Here is a 12,899-nt window from a genome sequence, read left to right as displayed (position 1 = left end):
TTAGACCTCCGCATAGAAAGATTTGGTGAACGCCTTATCCGACTCACTTATATCATAACTTTCATCGTCCATATCCGAGTAATTGACATATAGCTTATTCTTATCAACTAAGCTAATAAGAGCCTTTTTCTTTTTTTGAAGTTCAAGTGAATTAAATTCTTCATCAGCTTTCTTAAGCTCTTCCCTTGTAATATATGGAACAATGCGTTCATCTGCATAGATTTCATTCTTTATTTCATTGATTGTCTCTTCTGAAGCTGACTGAATCTTTTCAATGAGTGTACTTGCATTTTCAAGAAGCTCGCAGTAAATAAATGAGCCTCCACCTTGCCAATCAACAGTTTTAGAAATACCTGTTTGTTCTCCATCAATAACTTTTTTCATTCTTTCAACTGTAATATCCTCAATATAACTCATTTGTTCAACGCCTATATATCTACGCCCCAGTTTATGAGCAACTGCACAGGTTGTGCCAGAGCCAAGATGATAGTCTAATACTATATCGCCCACATTGGTAACCATAGAAAATATTCGTTCAATCAGTGCTTCTGGTTTTTGCCCCGCTCCGAATTCTATGCGTTCTGACGACATGGGGTTTATAACAAAAATATCTGACCAAAGAGAATTAATTGGTTGCCCTTTATATTCATCTAAAAATATTTTACGATTAATATTCTTATCTTTTGAATCTGGAAATGCTAATTTCCCTTCCTTATCCCATTGTTCCATCACTTCTCTTGAGATTGAATATCCTTTTGCAGGTGTTTTATAACCTTTATAATCATATATCAGGTTTTCTCGATAATTCGGACTTTGGATAGGAGACTTCATATACTTTCTCCCATTTTCTTCTACAAAAGTAAACCTTTCTTTTATATATTTCTGCGTATTATCATCATTTAGAGAAAATACAGGCTTGTATTCCATAGTAGCACTGTCTTTTGAGTACCATAAAATCCATTCAACCACATTATTTAATTGATTAGACGGATTGGCACTACCTCCTCTACGCTTCCAAGTTATTGCATTTCTGAAGTTTTCTCTTCCAAATAATTCATCCATAATGACCTTTAAGTACGCTTGTTCAAAGGAATCTATTTGTATAAATATTGATCCCGTATCACTCAACAACTTTTTAGCTATTTCTAACCTATTTTTCATAAAGACAAGCCAGCTGGAATGATTAAATGCATCATTATAATTAAAGCTATCTGAACCCGTATTGTAAGGCGGATCAATATAAATGCACTTAACTTTACCCTCGTACCGTTTCAGCAAACTTGAAAGTGCAATCAAATTATTTCCCTTGATAATTAGATTGTCATTCTCATCAAAAGTAATATTTTCTTCGACTCCATTTTTCGTATATCTCTTTGCGTTCGATAAAACCTTCGGAGCAAGCATTTTGCTAATCTCATCGCTTGCAATGGTCTCATTATAGAAAATTTCTTTACGCTTCTGATCTTCCTTATCCTGACCACCTTCAAGGACACAATCTTTATACGGAAAGTCTAATACCACATCATTCGACTTTGAGATGAAGTCTCCTCCATTAGTTAATCCGATTTTGTTTGTATATCTCGTATATGAGTCCGGTAAGAATTCCTTAGATTCAATAAACCAAGCAAAACCTTGTTTATCGAAAACGAGTGTTCCATTTACATCCTTAAAAAATCTTTCTTTGATTTTTTCATTTGATAAAAGCAAACACAACAATTCTTTATCCATTGTCATTACATCGCTATAAACCATCGCCTTGAGCAATTTACCATCATCAGAAATGTATTTTGAATGTGTCTTTAATACTTCCTCGACTATTTCAAAAATGTTTTTATTCATTTATTTATCCTCCAATCTATTTTTTTCAATACAGATTAAATCCCCAATATCTGTTCCAAGTTCTTCGCAAATTTTTTCGATAATCGTAAGCGATACGGCATCTCCCCTAACCATTTTCGATATTGTAGTAGGCGATACCCCCGTTTTATCAATTAGGTCTTTTTTCTTCATATTATTATCTATCAGCACTTTTCAAAGACCATTGTAGTTAAATTTCATTATTATAACCACAAAACTCCAACTCACTGGACTTTTTATCCATAAATTATAACATAAGTCCCATCTTTTAGCTATTGCACAAAGAAAAAACAATTGATGCATTTCTAATACCACACCAATCAAATATTTATCTTTAAATTTCTTTTATTGTTTTCTTCCTTACTTTAGGTTTTCCAATATCTTTTAACCGATGCTTATTAATTGTACCAATAACCGATTCCCTTTTGTCATTTTTAGTCCTTCCAAGATACTCATTCATATTATTTTTTAGATACTCCAATTCATCGCACTTTTTTAACAATGGATTATTTTTCTTGATTATTTCCTCTTATTTAGCTTGTAATTCTTTAGAATATTCATTCAATTTTCCGAAAAGATGTTTGCTAAATTTTATCTTTAACTCTACTACTACAACATGTCTTAAATGCGGAAATTGCTTTATAAAAATATCTATTTCTTCATAAGACTTCTGATAGGCTTCCACATCTTTTCTGCTCATAATACTATAAATCTTATTGTTTAGATTTTTCGGCAGCTTTCATAATGTTTTCATTTACTTATATAGATTTGAATATGTTTAAAAACTTCCTTTATCCTTTTTTGCTCCCATAACAGCTTATCAGAATTCTTGTTTCAATTCATTTTTTGAAATAATATTTTGGGGCTTTCTTTTTTTCAATGCTTCCATAGGGGCTGTGAGATAAGTCCCTAAAAGAAATAGGACCATTCGTTAATGCGAAAGGTCCTATTTTTGTGGTAAAATTAACTTGGAATGAAAACTTTACACACTAATTATTGTAATTCAAAACAAGGATATTTACCACTGTTTCTTTCAGATTGTTTGGATCTGTTTCTTTCAGATTGTTTGGATCTGCGGATCCTGTTTTAACATTTGACAGATTGATGGGAGGAATCGATTTAAACAAGTATCTGACCGATATTACGGAGTACACAACCGGACGATTCAGATATAATCCGGTCAACATGTTAAAACAGTACTTTTCGGATTTATGACTAGCGGTTACTGCTCTCTAAGAGAACCGGAAGACAACTGCAAAGTTAATATCAGATTCATGTATCTCATGTATCACCGGACTCCGTCATACAGAACCTTTGGATATTTCATCAATGAAATACTTCAAGATAAGATTGAAAACATTTTTAACGACATAAATATGCTATCTTTAATGAGGAGCATGTAGATCTGCAACATCTCTATATCGACGGCTCCAAGTTTGAAGCAAACGCAAACAAGTATACCCGGGTATGGAAGAAGGCTACCGAAAAGTTCCGTTACAAGCTTTACAAAAAAATCACTGCGGAGATTGAGAAAATTAATACAGGAATCGCATGGAGCGGGGTGCAGATTACAACAAACACAGAGTATGTACCGGATTATTTGAGTGAAATCGTTGAGCGGCTAGTACTTTTATGGAAACTAGATACAAGTACATTTGTTTACGGAAGCGGAAAGCGAAAATCCAAAGAACAGCGTCATTATGAACACTTGACTACTTTCTGTCAGAAACTTCAAGAATACATACAAAAAATTGAAATCTGTGGTCCTGACCGAAACATTTACTCTAAAACAGATAACTCAGCTACCTTTATACGTATCAAAACAGATTACATGGGAAATGATCAGCTTCTGCCGGCATATAATGTACAGATTGGTGTAGCAGATGAATATATTGCAGTTGTTGACGTAAACCATTATCGTTCGGATATGGCTCGTACAACAATTATATTTTCTGTGAACAGAACGGCATTGAAAAGTATATGAAATTTCCAATGTTTAAAAAGGAAACTAAGGATCGGAAATATCATGAAGATCCATTTCTGCAGTTAACTTCAGAATTGATGATCAAGGATTTATGAGATGTCCTAACGATAAAGCATTCCATTTTTTATGCAGAAAAAATGTGAGGGGAAATCAGTACGGACGCAAGGAAGAACTGTATGAATGCGAAGACTGTAGCGGATGTCCATATGCAAAGAAATGTAAGAAGACAGATAAGAATCGAACTGTTCGGATCAATCAGGAACTAACCTCCATGCATCAGGAAGTAATCGAAAACCTGGAAAGTATCCACGATGCGTTATTACGAATGAACCGTTCGATACAAGCAGAAGGCACTTTCGGAATTATGAAAAGCAACCGTTGGTACAAGAGAATTGTCCGAAGAGGTATTCATTCAGTCAAACCGGAAGTTTTACTTGTGGCGATAGTCCATAATTTATATAAATAATTACAATAATTATTTTTAGTTTACATTATCTATATATAAAGTATAATAAAGTTAGATGTTGTTTGAGCTTGTTTTATTGGAGGAAGAATGAAAAGAGATATACAGATATCATTATTATTGATATTTTCGCTTTGTATAGTAATTTATATAACAAACTGGAATGATTCTAAAGAAAACAGAAAATATAGAGAACTCCAAGAGAAGATAAGAGTATATGACCTTAAGAATGCAGAGGAACTACCGAATTATATAACTTGGGGTATAAAAAATAAATTTTGTGCAAGTGGGATAGGTAGAGATCAAAAGTCTTATTATACAATACAAGATACCAATAATAATAATGAAGAGTCAAAAGTGACATATATGCTCACAGTACCTACAAAATATGCAGTTGAAGTAAATCTTGAGATGGTATCTAAAAGAGAATCTGATTCGACTATCGGTAAGACGGGAAGCATAGTTATAGAAAGAGAAATGGTAGAATTTGCCGCATCGGTATTTGATTTGGAAACAGGAGAACTATTAAATACAATATATATAGACAGAATACTTAAATTGCATAATTTGAATGTTATACCGTTTGATTGTACAGGTTTTGTAACATGCAACTATAATGGGAAGCCATGCTTGGCTTTTGACGCTGAAGCCATGGACGGTTATGATAATTCAAAAAGTATAATATATATAGATCTTGAATCATCTGAACTTTTTGAAGAAAAATATTATAATCTAAAAGAAAATATTGAAAGTAAAAATAAGAATAATTTAGACTTCTTGAAAAAAATTGACGGTTTTACAGAAAAAAATAAAAGATACTCGGATCTATATGACAGCGATGAAAGATATTCAGTAGAGAACTTCGGTTTTTGGGAAGGATATAGAAAAATACATCTGATGGATGTTTCTAATACTATAGAAAATAATGAAAAAATAAATTATATGTTTCCTGATTTGAAGGAGAACTATAAGAAAATAAGTAATGAATATAATAATAGTTTTTCATTAGATATAGTACTTAGTGGAAATCCAAGCGATGATGAAATTTTAAATATAATTGAGTCAGATATTTCAAAGTGAAAGAGGGTTACATAATTGGATAAAAGGAAAGTTTATTTTATCATTTTTTTGATTATTATAATAGTATGTCCTTGGTTTAACGGTAAATTGGTCGAATCATACAGTTCGTATTATGTTGATAGTAAAGACAGTGGATATGTATTCTGTGAGTCAAATAAAGAAGACAGTAGCAGTTATGTCATACAATCATATGACGACAAATATGATGACGGATATATAGTAAGTATTGATACTGATAATAACTACACATTTGATATTCATACGAAAGTAGGAGCAAAAATAATTAGAAAGCAAACAGGTAATGATGCGGCAGATACATATTATATTGGAAATAACGGATTTATAAAATTTACTGTAGATGTATATAATATAAAAACAGGTAGAAAAATAAGAACAATAGATATGAAAAATAAATTTGAAAGATTGGGTTTAGATAATATTCAACCGGATTCAGACCAAGAATTTTTTATAACGAAGTTCAATGGTAAAAACTTTGTTTGCTTTATGGTAAAAAATTCTGAATTCAGTGGAGACAGATACGACGATCGTGGCAGAAAATTTTATTTATGCCTTGATGATATGAGTTTTTATGACGGAGAGCTTCCTAATGAAGTAGAATACTCAGATTCAAGTGAAAGTATAGAAGAATATATACCAATCAAAAAGCTATTACCTAAAAATCTAATTACTTTAAATATAGCTGTAAAAAACATGTTTAGAATAAATGATTCAATTTACGATAATAAAATTAGAATAATTACATCGGTGAGGAGTTTGCCATATAATAACGAAAAATTGTATACAATGTTTCCTAAACTGAAAGATGAGGTAGCTTATCTTAAAAGAAAAAATATTTTTGCAAACATTATATTTGTATTTCCCAAAGATATTAAGGCTGAAGAAATACTGGAACTGATGAGCCCTGAAGGACATAAGCTTGTGTTTGACGGTATTATAGTAAAAGCGGAAGATTCTTATGACGGGTTGAGTCATCAAGTGCATAGTATGGAAGAGTTAAGGAAGTATATAAAACCGGATAAAAAGTAGATAATAAATGTATAAAAACAAAATATTATGTCAAATGAAGAAAAGATACACACTTTACAAGTCGCAAATTAAGTATTACGATTAATAAAAAGATATCTTCAGGGCAGGGTGAAAGTCCCTACCGGCGGTAAAGCCCGTGAGCCTATGGCATGATCCGGTGAGATTCCGGAGCTGACAGTACAGTCTGGATGAAAGAAGATTTTGATACGGTTAATTTGTAGATAAAAATTAATTATAAAAAGCTCCGACTATGTTTAAATCGGAGCTTTTTAAGTCGAACAAAAATACAATAAAAAATCTCTCCTACCTTGAAAATGAGCCGTTTTTGTGGCATACTTGTTTCTAGTGTCTTAATAAAAATTTGAATATTCTGACATAGTTTAATTGTTATACTGCTTTTGGGCTGATAAATTTATATAGAAGAGGAGTGCTCATGAAAAAGGGATATTTGGCGGCTGCAGCGTTGCTGTTATTTTTGACAGGCTGTGGTGGAAACAAGTCATATTCATACCATCCTGATCAAAGCTCTATATTTATATCCGGGGACGGCACACTAAAGTCCGCCTTGGTTGAAGAAATAGATACGGAAGCGAAGAGCGATGAGCTTGAAAGCTTTGCCAACGCAGAGATAGAAGACTTTAATAAGTTAAATGCGGATAATCAGGTAAAACTTGAAGATGCCGCAATAAAAAAGAATGTGGCAAAACTGGTATTTTCATACAGCTCATTTGAATGTATGAAAGAGTTTGCAAAGTTCACTCAAGACAACAGCTTTGATTTGAATTCTGTAGAGGTATACAATCTTAAAGATATTGATGTATCAAAGATGGATTCAATAGAGATACCTGAGGGGATCAAAGGCAATTATATTGCGCTAATAGACGGTAAGGCCGATGTGTATACAGATGGGAAGATCACCTATGTATCAAATGATATCGAGTTTGATGATAATACTGCCAAGGTAGATGGCTTTAATTATATTATATTTAAATAAAGGAGAAATTCATGGAATATAGCATGGAAAAAATCATAGCACTGGCTAAATCAAGAGGATTTGTATATCCGGGTTCAGAGATATACGGCGGTCTTGCAAATACCTGGGACTATGGTAACTTGGGTGTTGAATTAAAGAATAATGTTAAAGCTGCCTGGTGGCAGAAGTTTATAAAGGAGTCACCATACAATGTAGGTGTTGACTGTGCCATTTTGATGAATCCACAGACATGGATAGCGTCAGGACATTTGGGAAGCTTCTCAGATCCTCTTATGGACTGTAAGGAATGCCATGAGAGATTTAGAGCGGACAAGATTATTGAGGACTATATGCAGGAAAATAATGTTACTATAGACGGTAGCGTGGATGCATGGTCAAATGATGAGATGAAAAAGTACATTGATGAGCATGAAATAGCTTGTCCGACCTGTGGTAAGCACAATTTTACAGATATCCGTCAGTTCAATCTTATGTTTAAGACTTTCCAGGGTGTAACAGAGGATGCTAAAAATGTGGTTTATTTAAGACCCGAAACAGCACAGGGTATTTTTGTAAACTTTAAGAATGTACAAAGAACCTCAAGAAAGAAAGTACCTTTCGGTATAGGACAGATTGGTAAGTCATTCAGAAATGAGATTACTCCGGGTAACTTCACGTTCAGAACAAGAGAGTTTGAGCAGATGGAGCTTGAGTTTTTCTGTAAGCCGGGTACAGACCTTGAGTGGTTTGAGTATTGGAGAGGCTTCTGTAGAGACTGGCTTATAGCTCTCGGTATCAAAGAGGAGCAGATGAGACTTAGAGACCATGACAAAGAGGAGCTTAGTTTCTATTCAAATGCTACAACGGATATAGAATTCCTATTCCCGTTCGGTTGGGGTGAGCTTTGGGGAATCGCAGACAGAACAGATTATGATCTTGGTCGTCATCAGGAAGTTTCAGGACAGGATCTTACATATTTTGATGATGAGACAAGTGAGAGATACATTCCATATGTAGTAGAGCCTTCACTTGGTGCAGACAGAGTTACTTTAGCATTCCTTTGTGCGGCATATGATGAGGAGACTCTTGAGGGTGGTGATACCAGAACGGTTCTTCACTTCCACCCTGCACTTGCTCCTGTTAAGATCGGTATTTTACCGCTTTCAAAGAAGCTTAATGAGGGTGCTCTTAAGATATCTGAAGAATTATCAAAGTATTACAATGTAGAGTTTGATGACAGAGGAAATATCGGTAAGAGATATCGTAGACAGGATGAAATAGGCACACCGTTCTGTATTACATATGACTTTGATTCTGAGAATGACAATGCTGTAACTGTAAGAGACAGAGACAGTATGGAGCAGGTAAGAATTCCGATAGCGGAGCTTAAGGCTTACTTTGAGGATAAATTCAGATTCTAATTTATAAAATTTAACTTATTTTGAGTAGAGCTTTAACTTCACTTTTGTGAAGGGAAGCTCTAATCAACTTTAAACCGGTAGCGAAAGGAAGAGATTATGGCACATTATAATCATAGTGCAATAGAGAAGAAATGGAAGAAAAACTGGGAAGCAAACCCTGTAAATGTTGATGATGGAAAAAAGCCAAAGTACTATTGCTTGGATATGTTCCCATATCCTTCAGGTTCAGGACTTCATGTAGGACACTGGAGAGGATATGTAATATCTGATGTATGGAGCAGATATCAGGTACTGAAGGGTAATTATGTAATACATCCTATGGGTTGGGATGCATTCGGTCTTCCTGCAGAGAACTACGCAATAAAGATGGGAGTTCATCCTGCTAAGTCTACAGCAGAAAATGTAGCTAATATCAAAAGACAGATAAATGAAATTGCGGCACTTTATGATTGGGACAGAGAAGTAAATACTACAGATCCTAACTTCTATAAGTGGACACAGTGGATATTTGTTCAGATGTTCAAAAAAGGCCTTGCCTATGAGAAAGAATTCCCTATCAACTGGTGTCCTTCATGTAAGACAGGTCTTGCAAACGAAGAAGTAGTAGACGGAAAATGTGAGAGATGTGGAACTCCTGTTACAAAGAAGAATCTTCGTCAGTGGATGTTAAAGATAACAGCATATGCAGACAGACTTCTTAATGATCTTGACAAGCTTGATTGGCCTGAGAAGGTTAAAAAGATGCAGTCGGACTGGATCGGAAAGAGCTACGGTGCAGAGGTAAACTTCAAAGTAGACGGTAGAGATGAGAATATAGTTGTTTATACTACAAGACCTGATACTCTTTACGGTGCTACTTTTATGGTACTTTCACCTGAGCATGAGCTTGCAAAATCTCTGGCTACAGATGAGACAAGAGAGGCGGTAGAGAAGTATATCTTTGACAGCTCTATGAAGTCAAATGTAGACAGAATGCAGTCAAAGGAAAAGACAGGTGTATTTACAGGCTCTTACGCAATCAATCCTTTAAACGGTGCGAAGACACCTATATGGCTTTCGGACTATGTTTTGGCTGACTATGGTACAGGAGCTATTATGTGTGTACCTGCACATGATGACAGAGACTTTGAGTTTGCAAAGAAATTTGATCTTCCTATAGTTCAGGTTATAGCAAAAGACGGTAAAGAGATTAAAAATATGACAGAAGCCTACACAGATGCTGTAGGAACAATGATAAATTCAGGTGACTGGAACGGTATGGAAAGTGCCAAGTTAAAGCTTGAAGCACCACAGATGATTGAAGAAAAGGGTTATGGTAAGAAGACTACCAACTACAAGCTTCGTGACTGGGTATTCTCAAGACAGCGTTACTGGGGAGAGCCTATTCCGATAATTCATTGTCCACATTGTGGAAATGTGCCTGTACCTGAGGATCAGCTTCCTTTAGAGCTTCCTAAGGTAGAGAGCTATCAGCCTACAGGAACCGGTGAGTCACCGCTTGCGGCTATTGACGAGTGGGTAAATACAACATGTCCTGTATGTGGTGCACCTGCAAAGCGTGAGACAAATACCATGCCTCAGTGGGCAGGTTCAAGCTGGTATTTCTTAAGATATGTGGATCCTCACAATGATAATGAGCTTGTAAGCAAGGAGATGGCAGATAAATACCTTCCTGTAGATATGTATATAGGTGGCGTTGAGCATGCGGTACTTCATTTGCTTTACTCAAGATTCTACACCAAGTTCTTAAATGATATAGGTGTGGTTGATTTTGATGAGCCTTTCACAAAGCTTTTCAACCAGGGGATGATAAACGGCAGTGACGGACAGAAGATGAGTAAGAGTAAGGGAAATGTGGTTTCACCTGATGATCTGGTTCGTGACTATGGCTGTGATGCTCTTAGAATGTATGAGCTTTTCGTAGGACCGCCTGAGCTTGATGCTGACTGGGATGACAGAGGTATCGAGGGTGTATCAAGATTTTTAAATAAGTTCTATAAGCTTGTAATGGACAATAAGGATAAGAATGTAGAGGCTGACAGAGAACTCTTAAGAGTTCGCGCAAATCTTATCTCCGATATTGAGCAGAGATTTAATTCTTTCAGCTTAAATACAGTTATCGCAGGCTTTATGGAGTACAATAATAAGCTTAATGAGCTCAGCAAAAAGAACGGCGTGGATAAGGAAACACTAAAGGCATTTACTATATTGCTTGCACCTTTTGCACCTCATATAGGTGAGGAGCTTTGGGAGGAGCTTGGTGGAGAAGGCTCGGTATTCCATGCAGAGTGGCCTACATTTGATGAAAGCCATAAGGAAGTGGATACAATAGAGGTTCCTGTTCAGATAAACGGAAAGACAAAGCTTGTTATTGAGCTTGATGCCAATGTAAGCAAGGAAGATGCTATAGAGGCAGGTAAGAAAGCTTTATCTGAAGCCGGAAAGCTTGAAGGAACAATAAGAAAAGAAATTTATGTTCCAAAGAAGATTATAAATATAGTGGTTGGATAAAATAATTAAAGCGACATTTAACCGACATTCAAACCGACATTATATTGTCGCATTCTTAAAATTATAATGTAAAAAAGCATAAAAAAATCTTGGAATCGGCATTTGCCGGCTCCAAGATTTTTTATTAAATAATTACCAATTAAACATTTCAATCGCCTTTTTAATATCGGCAGATGTAGAAGGGTTTTCTTTAATCTCATTTATCAGCGATAAAAAGTCATTATGGAAAGTGCAGCTTGCATCATTATAGCAACGATGAATCATCCATATATTATGAAATGTAGGATTTTTCTTTACCGATTCAATCAGTGCTTCTTCATAGCCCTTTTTATAAAACTTTTCTACAAAGTGGACCAATTCTCCGGGTGACCCGAAGTCAACACTTGGGTTTTGTGATATTATTTCCAAGATAGGCTTCACAAATTGGAATGAATCGGGATACTCAAGCATTGCATCTATTATTTCACTATTAATATAATACTCTTCATCGGGTACCACAGCTTCTTTTAGTGCAGTAATTATATCTTCTTTATTCATAATTCTCACATTTACAAATTATTGTAATCCCTTTTTAAAGAAATTCTTGAACTCAGCCACTTCTGCAGATGATTGAGTGATTGAAACTGAGTGTCTTGCACCTGCGGTTATACCGGGTTCGTATGTCATAGGAACAAACTGCAGAGAAACTTCAGGATTTCCTACAAAACAAAAACCTAGAGATGTTTTTGTGAAGCTCTCATTTGCTTTATTAAATACCATTGCATCCCCATACTCTGTAAGTTCTGCATTTACAGGAATAACTACAACTTCGCCTTCCTTGTATCCTACAATAAAGTTACTATGTCTTGTAACCTGAACTATAACAGCATTGGTACAGTTTTCCATATGGCAATAAATCAGCTTGTAATCATCACCGTTTGCAACACTGCTGTTAAATATTTCTCTCATTCTGGCTTTATTTTTTCGATTTTCCTCGTCAGTTGCCCCCATAAAAGCCTTTTTAAATAAATCCATTAGCGCCATAATAATCTCCATTCCGTCATCACATGTGATGGCATAAATATATTAATGTCTAAACCAGGGTATGACCCTGTTAACATGTTTACAATACTCTATATATTCCGATCCGAATTTATCAAGCAACCACTTTTCTTCGGTCAGCTTCATCAGTACAGTTAAGAATATATATAAAACTACCGGAATTATAAGCAAGTACACATTATGTGCAGTTATCAGAATACCTGTACACACACATAAAAATGCGAGATATATAGGGTTTCTGACAATGGAATATATTCCGATTGTTACCAAATGCCCGCTGCTTATCTCTTTACTGATTCTTTGAATGATCACAGCATATATCCACAATGCGACTCCGATAAAAATGAGCATAAAGCCTATACGCATTGCTTCAGATTTTAAGCCGGGAAGATCTCCGCCATTTAGAAATCCTTTCTTTTTTAAGAAAAGTCCGAAGGCGGTTAGAAGTAAACAACTGACGGCATAAATAGGACCGACACCAAAAACAGGTAATGTATTTTTTTTCATATAAGCCCCCTTTAT

At 35.1% G+C, this 12,899-nt stretch carries 11 protein-coding genes, 1 pseudogene and 1 riboswitch; of the genes and pseudogenes, 6 read left to right on the top strand and 6 right to left on the bottom strand.

Annotation, left to right across the window (positions count from 1 at the left end; translation table 11 throughout):
* The 3 genes from SBH76_RS02965 to SBH76_RS02955 all read right to left on the bottom strand — a co-directional run bounded on the left by SBH76_RS02965 (position 1) and on the right by SBH76_RS02955 (position 2,557).
* Entirely contained in the window at positions 1-1,839 is a 1,839-nt protein-coding gene (locus SBH76_RS02965) for a DNA methyltransferase (RefSeq protein WP_317976720.1), read from the bottom strand.
* Entirely contained in the window at positions 1,840-2,028 is a 189-nt protein-coding gene (locus SBH76_RS02960) for a helix-turn-helix domain-containing protein (RefSeq protein ID WP_317976719.1), read from the bottom strand. It lies immediately after the preceding gene.
* Between the two features lie 358 nt (positions 2,029-2,386).
* Entirely contained in the window at positions 2,387-2,557 is a 171-nt protein-coding gene (locus SBH76_RS02955; RefSeq protein WP_317976718.1) for a hypothetical protein, read from the bottom strand.
* Positions 2,558-2,830: 273 nt separating this feature from the next.
* On the opposite strand from SBH76_RS02955, the pseudogene SBH76_RS13905 reads away from it, so the two are divergent.
* From SBH76_RS13905 to leuS, 6 genes and pseudogenes are all read left to right on the top strand, one after another.
* Positions 2,831-4,307 (top strand): annotated as a pseudogene (locus SBH76_RS13905) (transposase).
* An 87-nt stretch (positions 4,308-4,394) separates the two neighbouring features.
* Positions 4,395-5,384: a hypothetical protein gene (locus SBH76_RS02930; RefSeq protein WP_317976713.1), complete on the top strand. Its 990-nt coding sequence runs from the start codon at positions 4,395-4,397 to the stop codon at positions 5,382-5,384.
* Between the two features lie 15 nt (positions 5,385-5,399).
* Positions 5,400-6,431, top strand: a complete 1,032-nt coding sequence (locus tag SBH76_RS02925) for a hypothetical protein (RefSeq protein ID WP_317976712.1) — start codon at positions 5,400-5,402, stop codon at positions 6,429-6,431.
* 90 nt (positions 6,432-6,521) lie between these two features.
* Positions 6,522-6,635, top strand: a riboswitch (FMN riboswitch).
* A 229-nt stretch (positions 6,636-6,864) separates the two neighbouring features.
* A complete protein-coding gene (locus SBH76_RS02920) occupies positions 6,865-7,425 on the top strand; it encodes a hypothetical protein (protein WP_317976711.1) in 561 nt (186 codons plus the stop codon).
* 11 nt (positions 7,426-7,436) lie between these two features.
* Positions 7,437-8,825 (top strand): glycine--tRNA ligase, encoded by a 1,389-nt coding sequence (locus tag SBH76_RS02915; protein WP_282669577.1) that lies wholly within the window; start codon positions 7,437-7,439, stop codon positions 8,823-8,825.
* Between the two features lie 96 nt (positions 8,826-8,921).
* Positions 8,922-11,336: a leucine--tRNA ligase gene (gene leuS / locus SBH76_RS02910; protein WP_317976710.1), complete on the top strand. Its 2,415-nt coding sequence runs from the start codon at positions 8,922-8,924 to the stop codon at positions 11,334-11,336.
* Between the two features lie 132 nt (positions 11,337-11,468).
* Here the strand turns inward: leuS and SBH76_RS02905 are convergent, their stop codons facing one another.
* From SBH76_RS02905 to SBH76_RS02895, 3 genes are read right to left on the bottom strand one after another with little or no spacing between them, the layout of a single operon-like run.
* Positions 11,469-11,873, bottom strand: coding sequence for a hypothetical protein (locus tag SBH76_RS02905; protein ID WP_314098775.1), 405 nt, complete (start codon positions 11,871-11,873; stop codon positions 11,469-11,471).
* 18 nt (positions 11,874-11,891) lie between these two features.
* Positions 11,892-12,359 carry a hypothetical protein gene (locus tag SBH76_RS02900; RefSeq protein ID WP_009663029.1) on the bottom strand — a complete coding sequence of 156 codons (468 nt, stop codon included), beginning with the start codon at positions 12,357-12,359 and terminating at the stop codon, positions 11,892-11,894.
* A 42-nt stretch (positions 12,360-12,401) separates the two neighbouring features.
* Positions 12,402-12,884, bottom strand: a complete 483-nt coding sequence (locus tag SBH76_RS02895; RefSeq protein WP_317976709.1) for a methyltransferase family protein — start codon at positions 12,882-12,884, stop codon at positions 12,402-12,404.
* Positions 12,885-12,899: the final 15 nt, after the last annotated feature.

Origin of the sequence: Lachnoanaerobaculum sanguinis (assembly GCF_033242365.1) — a bacterium.
GTDB classification, from domain to species: domain Bacteria; phylum Bacillota; class Clostridia; order Lachnospirales; family Lachnospiraceae; genus Lachnoanaerobaculum; species Lachnoanaerobaculum sanguinis.
This window is presented reverse-complemented; position numbering and strand designations above follow the sequence as displayed.